Origin of the sequence: Actinoplanes sp. G11-F43, assembly GCF_050589265.1 — a bacterium.
GTDB lineage: Bacteria > Actinomycetota > Actinomycetes > Mycobacteriales > Micromonosporaceae > Actinoplanes.
In genome coordinates, this window is the sequence record NZ_JBNZCE010000037.1 from 35,328 (window position 1) to 50,829 (window position 15,502).

At 71.3% G+C, this 15,502-nt stretch carries 17 protein-coding genes and 1 riboswitch; of the genes, 10 read left to right on the forward strand and 7 right to left on the reverse strand.

Annotated features, from left to right (window positions below; translation table 11 throughout):
• Positions 1-61 precede the first annotated feature (61 nt).
• A complete protein-coding gene (locus tag ACQ0O7_RS35475) occupies positions 62-475 on the reverse strand; it encodes a MarR family winged helix-turn-helix transcriptional regulator (RefSeq protein ID WP_430788956.1) in 414 nt (137 codons plus the stop codon).
• Positions 472-1,314 carry an alpha/beta hydrolase family protein gene (locus ACQ0O7_RS35480; protein WP_430788958.1) on the reverse strand — a complete coding sequence of 281 codons (843 nt, stop codon included), beginning with the start codon at positions 1,312-1,314 and terminating at the stop codon, positions 472-474. Before ACQ0O7_RS35480 ends, ACQ0O7_RS35475 begins: the two co-directional genes overlap by 4 nt.
• Positions 1,315-1,362: 48 nt before the next feature.
• Here ACQ0O7_RS35480 and ACQ0O7_RS35485 point away from each other — a divergent pair, with 48 nt between their 5' ends.
• From ACQ0O7_RS35485 to ACQ0O7_RS35495, 3 genes are read left to right on the forward strand one after another with little or no spacing between them, the layout of a single operon-like run.
• Positions 1,363-1,884, forward strand: a complete 522-nt coding sequence (locus ACQ0O7_RS35485; protein WP_430788960.1) for a hypothetical protein — start codon at positions 1,363-1,365, stop codon at positions 1,882-1,884.
• 12 nt (positions 1,885-1,896) lie between these two features.
• Positions 1,897-2,262 (forward strand): Mth938-like domain-containing protein, encoded by a 366-nt coding sequence (locus ACQ0O7_RS35490; RefSeq protein ID WP_430788962.1) that lies wholly within the window; start codon positions 1,897-1,899, stop codon positions 2,260-2,262.
• Positions 2,263-2,279: 17 nt separating this feature from the next.
• Complete coding sequence (locus tag ACQ0O7_RS35495) at positions 2,280-2,618, forward strand: L-rhamnose mutarotase (protein ID WP_430788964.1); 339 nt, start codon at positions 2,280-2,282, stop codon at positions 2,616-2,618.
• Here the strand turns inward: ACQ0O7_RS35495 and ACQ0O7_RS35500 are convergent, their stop codons facing one another.
• Positions 2,619-3,062 (reverse strand): DUF1877 family protein, encoded by a 444-nt coding sequence (locus ACQ0O7_RS35500; protein WP_430788966.1) that lies wholly within the window; start codon positions 3,060-3,062, stop codon positions 2,619-2,621.
• A gap of 95 nt (positions 3,063-3,157) precedes the next feature.
• Here ACQ0O7_RS35500 and ACQ0O7_RS35505 point away from each other — a divergent pair, with 95 nt between their 5' ends.
• The 5 genes from ACQ0O7_RS35505 to ACQ0O7_RS35525 all read left to right on the forward strand — a co-directional run bounded on the left by ACQ0O7_RS35505 (position 3,158) and on the right by ACQ0O7_RS35525 (position 7,814).
• The gene (locus ACQ0O7_RS35505; RefSeq protein WP_430788968.1) at positions 3,158-3,424 is read left to right on the forward strand and encodes a hypothetical protein; all 267 of its coding nucleotides are present in this window, start codon (positions 3,158-3,160) and stop codon (positions 3,422-3,424) included.
• A gap of 34 nt (positions 3,425-3,458) precedes the next feature.
• On the forward strand, positions 3,459-5,111 hold the full coding sequence (locus ACQ0O7_RS35510) for a sensor histidine kinase (RefSeq protein ID WP_430788970.1): 1,653 nt from the start codon (positions 3,459-3,461) through the stop codon (positions 5,109-5,111).
• A 19-nt stretch (positions 5,112-5,130) separates the two neighbouring features.
• Positions 5,131-6,771, forward strand: a complete 1,641-nt coding sequence (locus tag ACQ0O7_RS35515; protein WP_430788972.1) for a sensor histidine kinase — start codon at positions 5,131-5,133, stop codon at positions 6,769-6,771.
• A 125-nt stretch (positions 6,772-6,896) separates the two neighbouring features.
• Positions 6,897-7,196, forward strand: a complete 300-nt coding sequence (locus ACQ0O7_RS35520) for a hypothetical protein (protein ID WP_430788974.1) — start codon at positions 6,897-6,899, stop codon at positions 7,194-7,196.
• 66 nt (positions 7,197-7,262) lie between these two features.
• On the forward strand, positions 7,263-7,814 hold the full coding sequence (locus ACQ0O7_RS35525; protein WP_430788976.1) for an HD domain-containing protein: 552 nt from the start codon (positions 7,263-7,265) through the stop codon (positions 7,812-7,814).
• Between the two features lie 51 nt (positions 7,815-7,865).
• Here the strand turns inward: ACQ0O7_RS35525 and ACQ0O7_RS35530 are convergent, their stop codons facing one another.
• The 4 genes from ACQ0O7_RS35530 to ACQ0O7_RS35545 form a co-directional block, all read right to left on the reverse strand.
• Positions 7,866-8,402, reverse strand: a complete 537-nt coding sequence (locus tag ACQ0O7_RS35530) for an O-acetyl-ADP-ribose deacetylase (protein ID WP_430789024.1) — start codon at positions 8,400-8,402, stop codon at positions 7,866-7,868.
• A gap of 308 nt (positions 8,403-8,710) precedes the next feature.
• Complete coding sequence (locus ACQ0O7_RS35535) at positions 8,711-9,619, reverse strand: hypothetical protein (RefSeq protein ID WP_430788978.1); 909 nt, start codon at positions 9,617-9,619, stop codon at positions 8,711-8,713.
• Between the two features lie 246 nt (positions 9,620-9,865).
• Entirely contained in the window at positions 9,866-10,939 is a 1,074-nt protein-coding gene (locus ACQ0O7_RS35540) for a M20 family metallopeptidase (protein ID WP_430788980.1), read from the reverse strand.
• A gap of 10 nt (positions 10,940-10,949) precedes the next feature.
• The gene (locus tag ACQ0O7_RS35545; RefSeq protein ID WP_430788982.1) at positions 10,950-11,735 is read right to left on the reverse strand and encodes a DUF1684 domain-containing protein; all 786 of its coding nucleotides are present in this window, start codon (positions 11,733-11,735) and stop codon (positions 10,950-10,952) included.
• 73 nt (positions 11,736-11,808) lie between these two features.
• Positions 11,809-11,923, forward strand: a riboswitch (SAM riboswitch).
• 16 nt (positions 11,924-11,939) lie between these two features.
• On the opposite strand from ACQ0O7_RS35545, the gene ACQ0O7_RS35550 reads away from it, so the two are divergent.
• Positions 11,940-13,139 carry an aminotransferase class V-fold PLP-dependent enzyme gene (locus tag ACQ0O7_RS35550; RefSeq protein WP_430788984.1) on the forward strand — a complete coding sequence of 400 codons (1,200 nt, stop codon included), beginning with the start codon at positions 11,940-11,942 and terminating at the stop codon, positions 13,137-13,139.
• Between the two features lie 54 nt (positions 13,140-13,193).
• Positions 13,194-15,488 carry a putative bifunctional diguanylate cyclase/phosphodiesterase gene (locus tag ACQ0O7_RS35555; RefSeq protein ID WP_430788986.1) on the forward strand — a complete coding sequence of 765 codons (2,295 nt, stop codon included), beginning with the start codon at positions 13,194-13,196 and terminating at the stop codon, positions 15,486-15,488.
• Positions 15,489-15,502 lie beyond the last annotated feature (14 nt).

Here is a 15,502-nt window from a genome sequence, read left to right on the forward strand (position 1 = left end):
CAGTACTCCCTCGTCTGGGTTCACTCTGGTATGCCCAGGACAAGAGCGGAAGTACCCGTACTCAGGTCAATCGGTGTGTGATGTGTCCCAACCAGCGGGCCACCACGGCCAGCTCCGCGTCGGTGAAACCGTCGGACATCTCCGCGTTCAGCTCACGGACCACCGACTTCGCCAGGCCGACGGTCTCCCGCCCGGCCGGGGTCAGGCTCAGCCGCACCGCCCGGGCGTCCGCCGGATCCGGTGTCTTCGCCACCAGGCCGCCCTTCTCCAGGCGGCTGACCAGGCCACTCATCCCGGACGGCGAGGCGCACATGGCCGCGCTCACGTCCCCGATCAGGGCGTTGTCGTGCTGGGCCAGATGGAACAGCACGCCCGCCCCGGCGGCGCCGATGCCGCTGTCGCCGGAGCGCGCGTCGATCCGCCGCCGCAGCGCGCGCTCGGCGGTCATCAGGTCGAAGACCAGGCGGCGGCTCACAGCTGCTTCTGCAACCAGGTCAGCAGGTTAGGCCAGAGGGTGGTACGGCCGGCACGTCGCATGAACCCATGGTGACCGATCCGGGGCAGCCCCGCCTCGGCCGGGGTCCAGGTGCGCCGCTCCGGCCTGGCGCCGGTCAGGTATCCGGCGAGCCGGTCCACCTGCGCCGGGGTGCCCCACGGATCGTCGCTCATGCCGACCGCCAGCACCGGCTGGGTGACCGTGGCGGCCCGCTCTGCGCCGCGCATCGCCGGGTCGTCGAAGAGATAGTTCGGCAGGCTGCTCCACCGGGCCCACTGCCGGATCGCGGCGGCCGGGACATCCTCACCCAGGCCCAGGCGGCGGGCCGGGACATAGCCGAGCAGCCCGGCGGAGAGAGGACCGACAACCTGGAGCAGCAGCCGTACGCGGGCCCGCTCCACCCGGTCCGGAATCGACCCCATCGACGCCACGTGCGAGGCGACCAGCGCGAACGCCGTCAGGTCCGGCCCGCCGTAGCCGAGGGTCAGCGCGTGCCCGCCCAGGCTGTGCCCGACGGCGAGCTGTGGCAGGCCCGGGTGCCGGTTCGCCGCCCAGGCGGTCACCGCCGGCACGTCCTGCTCGATCCACTCCTTCATGCCCAGGTGGCGGTGCGCTCGCGGGGAGCCGGACCGGCCGGTGCCCCGGTAGTCGTAGGTGACCGTGGCGATCCGGTTCTCGGCCAGGAACCGGGCGAACCCGCTGTAGAACCCGGCCGGGGTGGCGGTCGCCGCGTGCACCACCAGCACCGCCTCCGGCTCCCCGTCCGGCTCGAACAGGGTGGCGGCGATGGTCCCGATCTCCACAGAAGTATTTCGCATGCGACATAAATTAGGCGACGGCCACCACCCGGCCTACGGTCTGTGGCCATGATCTCCCGATGGCTCCGGGCATCCGCCCTGCTCACGGTCACCGCACTGGCCGGCTGTGTCACCCTCGGCGGGCCCGGTGAGCAGGCGCTCGACGACCCGTGCCCGGTGCCGAGCGGGCCGCCCACCGCGCCGCACCGGATCGCCATCGACCACGACGACCACCGGGCCGAGCATGTCGGGCACACCGCCGACGGCCGGCAGTTCTTCCTCACCCGGCCGTTCCAGCCGGACGGTACGGAATACGTCGCCCTCTATCTCTTCACCGCCGGCGGTACGTTCGACGAGGCGCTGATCGACCCGTACGACAAGAAGGTCTTCGGCAGCAGGCTGGCCGGACTGGGCCCGGTGACATACGGCAGGATCTCGGTGGAACCGTTCGCAGTGGACCGTTTCGGCACCACCTTCGGCCTGATCAGCACACCGCCGGAGGCCGCCGGGGACCTCTGGTGGGTGACCGCCGAGCCCGGCGACTACATGGCCTTCACCGCACCGTGGGACTGCGGGGACTACGACACATAGGGGGAGTCGTCGATGGCGGAATCACCGAGGATCCGGTCCGTCGAGTGGGGACGGATGGAGGTCGACGGGCTCGAACCGGGCAAGGACTTCAAGCTGTGGCCCGGCGGCGGGCGGCCGTGGGACTGGGGCGAGTCCGGCACCCGGCACCAGCCCGGCATCCTGCCCGGCGACGTCGCGGAACTGCTCGACCGGGGCGCCACCGTCGTCGTGCTGTCGCGCGGCATGGAGCTGCGGCTCGGCGTCGACCCGGCCACCCTCGACCTGCTGCGGGAGCGGGGGATCACCGTGCATCAGGCGGAGACCACCGAGGCGGTACGCCGCTACAACGAGCTGGCCGCGACCGAGCCGGTCGGTGGACTGTTCCACTCCACCTGCTGAACCGTCAGGATGTCCGGATGACCCACGTGTGCTTCACCCTTCAGGTCGATCCGGCGAAACTCGACGCGTACCGGGCGGCCCACGCGGCCGTCTGGCCGGACATGCTCGAAGCGCTGCACGAGACCGGCTGGCGGGACTACCGGCTCTTCCTGCGCGGCGACGGGCTGCTGGTCGGCACCCTGGTCACCGACGACTTCGCGGCCGCACAGGAGGCGATGGCCCGGACCGAGGTGAACGCCCGCTGGCAGGCCGCGATGGCCGAGTTCTTCCCGGCGCTGGGCGAGGCCCGGCCGGACGAGGGCATGCTCGTCCTGGACCAGGTGTTCCACCTGGAGGAGCAGCTGGACCGCCTCTGATCAGGCCCGCCACACCAGGACCGGCCCACCGGACGCGGCCCGGAAGAACGGGACCAGCCGGAGGTACGCGTCCTCCAGGTAGGACAGCGCCCAGTCCGCCTCCCACAGATCGTCCGGGTAGACGCCGATCGACTCCATCAGCGCCCGGTCGTAGTGCGCGGCCAGGGTGGCGAACGGCGTCGCATCCAGGAACGCGGCCGCCGTCGTCACCTCGGCCGCGGTCAACAGCCGGAAGTGCCCGGCGAACGGCTCCCCACCGTTGATCACGTCGACCGGGGGAGCCACGTCGAGCAGCAGGAAGTGCAGGCCGGCCCAGGCCCGGTCGGTGTGGGTGCCGGGCAGTACGCCGGCGTACTCCAGGGCCCCGATCGGGTCGTCGCTCAGCCGCCGCAGCTCGTCGAGCCCGGCCGGGCCCACCCGCCGGTAGTAGCTGATCACACTCATCGACGCATTATGCCCGTCCAGGAAACGCACAGCTCACCGGTGGATTCGGCGGCTTACTCTGGAATCCGGTGACGGTGAGTGGAGGAGACGGCGCGGTGGGCTTTGTCAAACGGATGGTCCTCGGCATGGTGGCCTCGAAGCTGCAGAAGATGTCCCACGGCCGGCACAACCCGGCGGTGGACGGCCTGCTGCGCGAGGTCAACTACCGGATGTACGGGCATCACGGCTACGGTCACCACGGCTACGGTCACCACGGCTATGGGCACGGCCACCACCCGGGGGCGTACGGCCACCACGGCCACTACCGCCATCACGGGCACTACCGGCACCACGGCCACTACCGCCGGCGCCGCTGGTTCTGATCAGGGGTGCGGTCCGGGTGCCGATAGGTAGGACATGAGCACCGGGCTGGAGCCGAGCACGGACCGGGACCGCCGGCGGGTCCGGGAACTGCGCGAATACCACCTGCTCGACACGCCGCCGGCGGCCGAACTGGAGGCGGTGGTGCGGGTGGCCGCCTCGGTGGCCGGCGTGCCGACCGCCACCCTGAACCTGCTCGACGACACCCGGCAGTACCAGCTGACCACCGTCGGGTTCCCCGGGCGGCAGTGCGACCGGACCGACTCGATGTGTGCCGTACGCCTCGATGAAGGGGTGTTCGTGCAGGTCCGGGACGCCCGCGTGGACCCGGCCTACCGGCACAACCCGTGGGTGACCGGCGAGCTGGGCCGGATCGTCTTCTACGCGTCGGCCCCACTGATCAGCCCGGCCGGCAACGTGATGGGCACCCTCTGCGTCTTCGACGGCGAGCCCCGGGAACTCAGCACCGACCGGGCCGCCCGGCTCACCGATCTGGCCGGGATCGTGGTGGCGTTCTTCGAACGGCGCCGGCACGCCCGGCTGGCCGCGGGGCTCAACGAGACCATCCGGGCCCGCGAGCAGTGGACCCGGACCGTGCTGGACAGCATCGACGAGGCGGTGGTCGCGGTCGGCGTGGACGGCCGGGTCAGCATGTTCAACCGGGCCGCCCGGGAGATCCACGCCCCGGACGTCGACGTCACCGCCGATCCGGCCGGCGCTGCCGCCCGCTTCCAGCTCTACCGGCCGGACGGGGAGACCCCACTGCCCGACGACGAGCTGCCGCTGCTGGTGGCGATGCGCAGCGGGGCGCCGGTGCAGGGCCGGGAGATGACCATCCGCGGGTCGCGGCGCGGCACCCGGTCGGTCCGGGCCAACGCCGCCCCGCTGCGGTCCGCGGCCGGCGAGGTGACCGGCGCGGTGGTGGCCCTGCACGACGTCACCGCCGAACACACCCGCCGCCGGATCATCGAGGAGGCGCACGGCCGGCTGGCCGCCGCCAACGCCGAGTTGCGCCGCTCGAACGCCGACCTGACCGACTTCGCCGGGGCGGTCAGCCACGACCTGGTCGCCCCGCTGGCCGCGGTCGGCGGCTACCTGGAACTGCTCGGTGACCTGGACACCGGCGGCCCCCGTGCCCAATCCTGGGTGTCGTCGGCGGCGCAGGCGGTGACCCGGATGCGTGACCTGATCGACGCACTTCTCGACTACGCGGCGGCCGGGAGCGCCCCGGTGCGCACCCGCCCGGTGCCCCTCGGCGACCTGCTCGCCCAGGTGCTGCAGGACCTCGGCGGGGACATCGCGGCGGCCGGTGCCCGGGTCGGCGTGCCGGCCGGCCTGCCCACCCTGACCGGTGACCCGGTGCTGATCCGGCAGCTGCTGCAGAACCTGATCAGCAACGCGATCAAATACCGGGAGCCGTCCCGGCCCTGCCGGATCGAGATCAGCGCCGGGGCGGACTCGGTGCTGATCGCCGACAACGGCATCGGGATCCCACCGGAGCGGCGTGACGAGGTCTTCGACATGTTCACCCGGGTCGACGGGGTGCCGGTGCCCGGCCACGGCATCGGGCTGTCCAGCTGCCTGCGGATCGCCGAACGGCACGGCGGGACCATCACCCTCGGCGACACCCCGGGCGGCGGCACCACGGTGCTGGTGACGTTGCCGGGGAAACCGTCAGATCATCGGTGACGCTGCCGATAGAGGCAGCGTGGATCTGGCTCATCGTGTGTCGGAACGGGAGCGACTGCGCCTCGACGCGCTGCACGAGTACCGCCTGCTGGACTCGCCGGCCGGTGACGAGCTGGAAGCGGTGGTCCGGGTGGCCGCCGTGGTCGCCGGAGTGCCGCACGCCACTCTCAACCTGATCGACGAGAACCGGCAGTGCCAGCTCACCACCGTCGGGTTCGAGGGCGGTGACTCCGACCGGTCCGACTCGATGTGTGCGATCCGATTCGAGACCGGACGATTCACGTACGTCCGGGACGCCAGCCTGGATCCCACGTACCGGGACAATCCGTGGGTGACCGGGGTCCTGTCCGGGGTCCGCTTCTACGCCTCCGCCCCGCTGGTCACGCCGGAGGGCCACGCCCTCGGCTCGTTGTGTGTCTTCGACCTGGAACCCGGCGAACTCGACGACGACCAGATCGCCCGCCTCAAGGACCTCGCCCAGATCATCCTGGCCCTGTTCGAACGGCGCCGGCAGGCCCGGATCAACGCCGAACTGGCCGCCCTCGCCGAGGAGCGGCAGCGCTGGACCGACACCCTGCTGGAGACCATCGACGTGGCGGTGGTCGCCGCCGACCAGGCCGGCCGGGTGACCCTGTTCAACCGGGCCGCCCGCGAGTGGCACGGGATGGACGCCGACCCGGACATCGCCCTCGACGACCTGTCCGGCCGCTATCAGCTGTTCGAGACCGACGGGACCACCCCGCTGCGGCCCGACCGGATCCCGCTGCTGCGGGCCCTGCACGACGGCGCCGTCAAGGACGCCGAGATCGTCATCAAACGGCCCGGCCGGGAACCGATGCAGGTCAGCACCAGTGGCCGGGCACTGACCGGGCCGAGCGGCACCCCGCAGGGCGCGGTGGTGGCCATGCACGACGTGACCAGCGCCCGCGCCCAGCAGCGGGCGATCGAGTCGGCCCGCCGGGAACTGGCCGCCGCCAACACCGACCTGCGCCGTTCCAACACCGACCTGAACAACTTCGCCGGGGCGGTCAGCCACGACCTGGTCGCCCCGCTCACCTCGGTCGGCGGCTACCTGGAGCTGATCGGCGACGAGGTGCAGGGCCGGCCCGCCCAGTGGGTGGAGGCGGCCACCCGCGCGGTCACCCGGATGCGTGAGCTGATCGGATCGCTGCTCGACTACGCGCAGGCCGGCAGCGCCCCGGTGCACCGGGTGCCGGTCGACTTGTCCGACATCACCGACCAGGTGCGCACCGATCTGCGCCCGGCCGCCCAGGCCGCCGGGGCGACCGTGGAGGTGCCCGGCGCGCTGCCGACCGTCGCCGGTGACCCGGTGCTGCTCCGCCAGCTGCTGCAGAACCTGATCGGCAACGCGATCAAATACCGGAACCCGGAGAACGATTGCCGGGTACGCGTCACCGCGGTCCACGAGGAGAACGGTGACTGGACCGTGGCGGTGGCCGACAACGGCCTCGGCATCCCCCCGGAGCAGCGGCGCCGGGTGTTCGAGATGTTCACCCGGCTCGGCACCGGCAGCGCCGGCGGCCACGGCATCGGCCTGTCCACCTGCTGGCGGATCGTGGAACGGCACGGCGGCGCCATCCGCATCGAGGAGACCCCCGGCGGCGGCACCACCGTCGCGTTCACCCTGCCCGAACGGTAGACACCACAGTTCACCTGATGGTCATGCTCCGTTGTGGCCGGTCGGCGGCCCGGCCCACCTATCGTGGTCGAACAGCTGAACGCACGGTAACGAGAGGCAGTCCGATGCGTGGCGCGGTACTTGAAGTGAACACCAGCTCAGACGGCAGTGTGGTGATCCAGCCACACGGTTCGGTCGGGATCGACGAGGCGGTGGAACTCCGGCAGCTCCTGGTGCACACGGTCCGCCGGGTGCGCCCCCTGCGCCTGATCGTGGACCTGGCCGACGTCCGCGAGCTGGACCCGATCAACCTGGGGTCCGTGGTGGCCGCCTGCGACCTGGGTGACGACCATCAGGTGGCGGTCTTCGTCGACAACCCGAGCAACACCGTGGCCGCCCAGCTGCACGCGGCCGGAGTGCCCGCCCAGCGGGTCCGGCAGACCTGACTGGTTTCGGACAGCGGTCATCGCTCGTTGGTCCGCTGTTAACCTGCGGGGACGTAGCATCCGGCGATGACCGCTGTTCTCTCCACCCGCGCCGACCTGGCCCGGACCGTCGCCGAGTCGCTGATCGGTGACAGCGGTAACCGCTGGAAACACACCGCCGGGGTGGCCGCCCGCGCCGCCGAACTCGCCGGCCGCCTGGGCCTCGACCCGGACGTCCTGGTCACGGCCGCCTGGCTGCACGACATCGGCTACGCCGAGCCGATCGCCCTGACCGGTTTCCACCCGCTCGACGGCGCGGTCCACCTGAGCGCCGAGGGCTGGCCGGCCCGCATCGCCGGCCTGGTCGCCTACCACTCCGGCGCCCGCTTCGTCGGCGCCGCCCGCGGCCTGGCCGCCGAGATGTCGGCGTTCCCGGACGAGCGCAGCCTGATGGCCGACGCCCTCACCTACGCCGACCAGACGGTCGGCCCGAGCGGCCTGCGCGTCGACACCGAGACCCGCTACGCCGAGATGCTGCTCCGCCAGGGCCCCTGCTCCTGGAACGCCCGCGTCGGCGCCGCCCGCCGTCCCCACCTCCGTGCGGTGACCGCCCGGGTGGAACACTCCCTGGCCGCCTGACCACCCGACCACGCGCCGGCGCCGGCAGAGATCAGGCCGATCCGGACGGCTTCATCGCCGGCGGTCCTTGCCTTGTGCGCCGGTATCGTCTCCGAGTGCTGCTGCGAGCAGATCCCGGTTCTCTTCGTCGAACGCGACCAGAAGGATCCCGCGGACGGCGGTAGGAGTCGACCGGATGGTGTTGACGGCGATACTCGCGGCGTCGTCTGGCGGGTAGCCGTAGACGCCGGTGGCGATCGCGGGGAAGGCGACCGTCCGGGCCTGTAGTTCGTCAGCGACCTGCAGGCTGCGTCGGTAGCAGGAGGCCAGGATGTCGGCCTCGCCGTAGCCGCCGCCTTCCCAGACCGGGCCGACAGTGTGGATGACGTACCGCACCGGCGGGTTCAAGTCGAAGGCGGGGGTGAACTTCGCATCGCCCGGATCGCAGGGGGCGATGGCTGCGCCGGCTTGTGCCAGTCGTGGTCCGGCGGCCCGGTGGATGGCGCCGTCGACCCCGCCGCCGCCGAGCAGAGACTCGTTGGCGGCTGTCACGATGGCGTCCACCTGCTGGCGGGCGATGTCGCCGAGAACGACTTCGATCGAGGTCATGCCTGATAGTGGCACCGTCGCGTCGCGCACATGCCGACGGGGTAGGACCAGAAGGCCGCCGCACACCATCCGCGGTGAATGAGCATGGCGGCGCTCCGGTAGGCGTCAGGCTGGATCGGTGGACACCCACGACCAGAGGCATCACCACGCGTGGCGGAATGACCAGCGGTCGCCCTCGATGATGGTCACCGCGCGCATGGTCCACACACGGACGCGCCGGAGACCCCCGTGGTGCGGGGCCTCCGGCGAGGCGGTTCCGTGCGGTGGATCAGGATGCGCGCAGGATCAGGTCGCCGTTCTCCGCGGCTCTATCCCGCTGGTGTTTCGTTCAAGTCCAGGTCGCGCAGGATGTTGTCGCTGTTCGGGTTTCCGCGCAGTTCGGTCAGCGATTTCAGGCGGCCCAGCAGGGTTGTGGAGGATGCTGGGCATTTTAGGTCTTGGATCGCCGACAAGGTTTTCTCAAAGCGTTGGATGCGGCTTTCGAGGTCTGTTCCGCTGGGAAGGTTCGCGTTTTTGAGCGCTACCTGCGCGTTTACTCGGGCTTGAGTGGGTGGGCAGCGTCCGGGAACGTTCACCCCGGTGGGGCCCACGCGGTCGGCCGTCGCGTTCGGATCGCCGGGGCTGAAACCCAGCGCCGGCACCAAAGCGTTGATGTCACCGGAGGCGGCTCCGGCATTCCCCGTCGCTCCACTCTCGGCCGGGTCACCGGATCCTGTGGCGGCGGCCTTGTCCGCTGGTGTTTCGTTCAAGTCCAGATCACGCAGGATGTTGTCGCTGTTCGCGTTTCCGCGCAGCTCGGTCAGCGATTTCAGGCGGCCCAGCAGGGTTGTGGAGGATGCTGGGCATTTTAGGTCTTGGATCGCCGACAAGGTTTTCTCAAAGCGTTGGATGCGGCTTTCGAGGTCTGTTCCGCCGGGAAGGTCCGCGTTTTTGAGCGCTACCTGCGCGTTCACTTGGGCTTGAGTGGGTGGGCAGCGTCCGGGAACGTTCACCCCGGTGGGGCCCACGCGGTCGGCCGTCGCGTTCGGATCGCCGGGGCTGAAACCCAGCGCCGGCACCAAAGCGCTGATGTCGCCGGAGCCGGCTCCGGCGTTGCCCTGTTCGGCGGCCTGGCTCATCCCCGTGCCGACCGCTAGAGCCGAGCCGAGCAGCGCTGCGGCGGCACCTCCGATCACCAGCTTGCGCGTCCGGCTGCTGACTCCGCGTCGTCGATACATGCACGGCCCCTTCTTCGTTTCGGTACTGCGTGTGCCGAGATGTACGAGCAGTGATGTGGCAGCAGTTCATGACGTAGAGCAAGCGTTCCTTAAAGTTTCTTTAAAGAGACTCCCGGGCATGCAGCCGCCTTCCGGCTTCCGCCTTCCTGGCTGAACGAGCCGTGTCGGTTGATCGCGGCGATACCGGCCGGCCAGGTCCATCACGACCACCGCCGTGATCCGTTTCGGGGAGGGCCCCGGCACGTCTCAGGGCGTCGGGACGGGTAGGGACCTCAGGAAGGTGGTCAGGGCCTCGCGGTATGGGGGCAGCGAGTCCAGGTCGATGTATTCGTCGGGGCCGTGCTGGCCGTGGCCGGCGGGGCCGAAGATGACCGCGTTCACGCCCTGGGCCGAGTAGAAGCGGCCGTCCGCCGAGCCGTGTTTGCGCAGGAGACCGCCCTGGTAGCCGACGGAGCGGGCGGCGTCGCGCAGCAGGGCCACCTCGGGGGCGGCCGGGTCGGCCCAGTGTGGGGCGCCCAGTGACTCCACCGTCACGTCCACTCCGGTGATCGTGTGCAGGTGAGTTTCGATCTCGGCGGGGGAGCGGCCGGCGAGGTCCGGGTCGGATGGCGGGAAGCGGATGTCGATCAGGGCGGAGGCGGTGTCGGGGACCACGTTGGCGGCCGTGTTCGGGGTATCGACCCGGGCCACGTTGACCGTTGTCGTCCACTCCTCGGTGGCCGGCACCGGATAGCGGGACAGCAGCCGGGTGACCGCCGCGGTGATCGTGGTCAGGGCGTTGGTGCCGAGCCACGGGTAGGCGGCGTGCGCGGTGCGGCCGGTGGCGGACAGCCGGGCCCGGATGATGCCCTTGGACTCGGTGACGATCTCCAGGGCGCTCTGTTCGCCGATCACCACGAAGCCGGCGCGGACGCCCTGGGCCACCTGGTGCCCGGTGCCGTCGAAGCCGCCGACCTCCTCGTCGGTGACCAGTTGCAGGGCGATCGGGTACGGGAGGGTGGGTGCCACGTCCCGGAACACCGACGCCATCACCACGGCGGCGGCTTTCATGTCGTGGGCGCCCCGGCCGTACAGCAATCGGCCTTTGACCTGGGGTTTGAATTGCTCGGGGGTGCCGGGGACGACGTCCAGGTGGGCGTTGAGGATGATCCGGGGCTCGCCGGGGGTGGCGATCAGGGCGCTGGGCCGGCCGCCGGAGGTGAAGTGGCGGGTGTCGAAGCCGGGGCCGACCAGGGCGAGCACCAGGTCGAGGGCTCGCCGCAGGTCGTCCGGCCGGCCGGCGGTGGAGGGGATCGCGATCAGATCGATCAACTCGTCCATGGGGACGAGACTAGGCCGGTTTCTTCTCCCCGGCCTCGACGGCGACGGCGAGCCGGTTGCCGGCGGGCGGCAGCGGGCAGGTGGCGAATTCGGAGTACGCGCACGGCAGGTTCGTGGCCCGGTTGAAGTCGATGGTGACGGTGCCGTCGGCGGCGGGCGCGTCGATCAGCAGGCTGCGGTTGGCGGCGTACGTGGTCAGCCCGGACGTCTCGTCGGTGAACAGCACCGACAGGGTGCCGGGCTGGTAGCCGTTGAACGCGATCAGTGACCGGGGCGAGCCGCCGAGGTCGAACTCGACGCGTCCGGGCGACTCGTAGACGTGTTCGATGCCTTCGGCGACCGAGCCCACGGTGGTCGGCTGCGGCTCGTCGAACGCCACGAACCGTCCGGTGACCTGCCACTTCTCGTCGGCGGGGTAGGCCGGGGTGCCGGTGTAGGCGGTGAGCACGGGGCTGGACGGGTGCCGGGGGCGGACCACGTCGTACCCACCACGCTTGGCGATTTCGATCTTGGCGTCACCGAAAGTGACCGTGACGTCGCCACGCTCCGGGATCGGCGGGAAGGTGTGCGTCCCCTTCAGAACGGTCTCACCGTGGGTCAGCGACTCACCGTCGGCGAGGGCCACCGTCACCCCGTCCGGCCCGGTGCTCCACTCGCCGGGCGCGCCGTCGAACCGCTGCGGGGTGTCCGTCAGCCAGTGCAGGCCGGTGATGGCGAGGAAGCCGTGCGGGTCGGCGCGCCGTTTCTCGTGGGCGGCGTGCCACTGGTCCCACTCTTCCTGGAACAGGATCGTCATGACAGTGACCTTAATCCCTACTTGTTGCGTGTGATATTGGCCGGGTGCGTGACATCTGCTAACTTCGGCGTCAGGTCATGAGTGCCAGCACGAAGCCCCGGCTTGCTGGCCGGCAACCCTTGCGTTCGCGATGGGGTGCCCCGGGTGAGGACCGGGCCGATGTCGCCCGACATCGGCAAACGGCGAACCCGTGGAGGCGCGGTCATGCCATCTTTCTCCCTCGACGTCATCAGCGACGACAGCGACTTCGCGCATCTCGACTACGCGGCGTCGGCCCCCTGTGTGCGGGCCGCGGCCGAGGCGGTTCAGGACCTTCTTCCGCGGTACGGCAGCGTGCACCGTGGCACCGGAGTGCGCTCACAGGCGTCGACCCTGGCGTACGAGCTGGCCCGGGACGTGGTGGCCGAGTTCGTCGGGGCCCGCCCGGACGACACGGTGATCTTCACCCGGAACACCACCGACGCCCTCAACCTGCTGGCCCGGGCCCTGCCCGAGGGCACCACCACCGTGCAGTTCGACGGCGAGCACCACGCCAACCTGCTGCCCTGGCCGAACCCGCTGCGCCTGCCCACCCCGTCCACCCCGGACGAGGCGGTGCACGCCCTCAAACGGGCCCTGGACGGGCTGGCCGGCCCGGTGCTGTTCACCGTCACCGGGGCGAGCAACGTGACCGGCGAGGTGTGGCCGGTGCGGGAGCTGGCCGACGTGGCCCACGCGTACGGCGCCCGGGTGGTCGTGGACGCCGCCCAGCTGGCCCCGCACCGGCCGGTCGACCTGACCGAGCTGGGCGCGGACTGGATCGCCTTCTCCGGGCACAAGCTGTACGCGCCGTTCGGCGCCGGGGTGCTGGCGGGGCGCTCGGACTGGCTGGACGCGGCCGGGCCGTACCTGGCCGGCGGCGGCGCCAGCGCCACGGTCGGTGACCGGCCCGGTGACCTGACCTGGGCGACCGGCCCGGCCCGGCACGAGGGCGGCACCCCGAACCTGCTCGGCGCGGTGGCCCTGGCCGCGGTCTGCGAGGCGCTGACCGCCACCGACCGGACCGCCCTGCACGAGCACGAGCAGCACCTGCTGGCCCGGCTGCGCGACGGCCTGGCCGGGGTGCCGGGCGCGGTCGAGGTGAGCGTCTTCGGCCCGGAGCACCCGCGGGTCGGGATCGTCTCGCTGGCGCTGCCCGGCCACGACCCGGCGGCGATCGCCCAGCGGTTGGGCCGTGAGCACAACGTGGGGGTGCGGGCCGGCCAGTTCTGCGCGCACCCGCTGGTCCGCCGGCTGACCGGTGGCGACGTCACCGGGGCCTGCGGGGACACCCCGGGCCTGCTGCGGATCAGTTTCGGTCTGGGCAGCACCACCGCCGACGTGGACCGGGTGCTGGTGGGGCTGCGGGAGACACTCGGCACCTGAGTTACAACCGTCCTGGTGCTGCGGGATCGCGCCGGCCCGGCCGATCCTCATCTCGTGGCGACGTGGACATCCCGATTCCGCGACTGGATTCCGACCGGTGGCGGGCTCAACGACGAGGACTGGGCGGGCCGGCACCGGCTGCTGACGGTGCTGCTCGCCGTCTTCATGGTGGTCGTCACCCTGGTCGGCCTGGCCCGGGGCGACGGCTACCTTCCCGGGCTGCTGATCACCGACGCGCTGGTGCTGCCCAGCCTGGTCGCGGCCCGGCTGATGCGGGCCCGGCGGTCCCGGTCGCTGGCGGTGGCCCTCGGTTTCGCGGTCACCTGCGCCGGGTTCGTCGCGCTGTGCGACGGCCTGACCGAGGCGCACTTCACCTTCTTCATCGCGGTCGCGGCGCTCGCCCTCTACCGGGACTGGGCGCCGTTCGGCGGCTTCCTGGTGGCCACCGTGGTGCACCACGCCGGATTCGGCACGGTGCAGAGCGGCCACACCTTCGGCCACGACCAGGCGCAGGCCCACCCGCTGGTGTGGGCGCTGGTGCACGGCTCCGCCGTGCTGGCCGCGGCCTCCTTCCAGCTGGTCGCCTGGCGCTTCACCGAGATCGAGGAGAAGCGCGCCCAGGAGAACCTGAGCGAGAGCCAGGCACAGCTCAGCGTCGCCTTCGACGAGACCCCGGTTCCGATGGTCATGTTCGCGCCGGAGGGCCGGATGCTGCGCACCAACGCCGCCTACCGGGAGTGGCTGCGCCTGCCGGACGAGCTGCCGGACGGCTTCTCCATCTACGACCTGCCGCTGACCGCGGTGAACGCCGGCGAACCGCCGATGCTCGAACTGCTCAGCACCACCCGGGAACCGGTCACCGTGACCCGGCAGTACCGCCGTGCCGACGACGGCTCGCTGATCTGGGTGCAGAGCCACGCCACCGGCCTGTACGGGGCGGACGGCGAGCTGAAGACGGTCTTCGTGCACCTCCTCGACGTGACCGCGGTCCGCAACCACGAGGCCGAGCTGAGCTACCAGGTCCGGCACGACTCGCTGACCGGGCTGCTGTCGCGCAAGGCGTTCGAGCACGACCTGACCGGGCTGCTGGACACCAGCGCGGAGCCGGTCAGCGTCATCTACCTGGACGTCGACCGCTTCAAGTCGATCAACGACGGCGCCGGGCACACCACCGGTGACGACGTGCTGCGCGCCCTGGCCGTACGCCTGGCCGAGGTGGTCCCGCCCGGCGCCCTGGTGGCCCGGCTCGGCGGCGACGAGTTCATCGTCGCCCTGCCCGGTCCGGCCGGCACCGGCCTGCGGGTCGGCAACAGCATCCTGGCCTCCCTGGCCGACCCACTGGCGGTCGGCGGCGTCGAGCTGCCCGTCGCGGTCAGCGTCGGCGTCACCACGGCGCACGGCCCGGCCGCCGCCGAGGACGTGGTGCTGGCCGCGGACACCGCGATGTACGCGGCCAAGCGCGCCGGCGGCAACCGGCTGCAGGTCTACACCGACGAGCTGCGGGTGCCGGTGCAGGAGAGGATCGCGGCCGAGGCCCGGGTCCGCCGGGCGCTGGCCGGTGACCCGCGGATCACCCTGCCGCTCTGGTTCCAGCCGGTGGTGTCCACCGCCACCGGGCAGATCGTCGGCGCCGAGGCGCTGGTCCGGATGCGTACCCCGGAGGGGGAGATTCTCAGCCCGTTTCATTTCATCGGCGCCGCCGAGGAGACCGGCCTGATCGTGCCGCTGGGCGAGCACGTGCTGCGCAACGCGGTCGACCACCTGCTGCACTGGGGTGACCGGCTGGGCTACATCTCGGTCAACGTCAGCCCGCGCCAGCTCGCCGAGCCGGACTTCGTGCCGATGGTGGCGAGCCTGCTGGCCGGCCTGCCCGGTTTCGACCCGTCCCGGATCGTCCTGGAGATCACCGAGACCGCGCTGCTGTCGTCGACCGTCGACGTCAGCGAGCGGCTGCACTCGCTCAAGCGGCTCGGCGTGCGCATCGCGCTCGACGACTTCGGCACCGGGTACAGCTCGCTGACCTGGCTCAAGTCGCTGCCCGCGGACATCGTCAAGCTGGACCGCTCGTTCGTGGCCGGCCTGGCCGAGGACGACCGGAAGGCCTCGATCATCCGGGCCGTGCTGTGGCTGGCACAGTCGCTGGGCATGTCCACGATCGCCGAGGGGGTCGAGGAGCGGGCCGACTGGGAGGCGCTGCGTGCCGCCGGGTGCCCGGCCGTGCAGGGCTACTTCATCAGCAAGCCCCGTCCCGCCAACGAGTTCGACCTGATGCTGGAGGCGTCCTACGAACGGGCCACCTTCGGGGGAGTTCATCTGGACGAAACCATGGGGACCGCCATCGCCGGTTAGAGTCCGGCCATCCT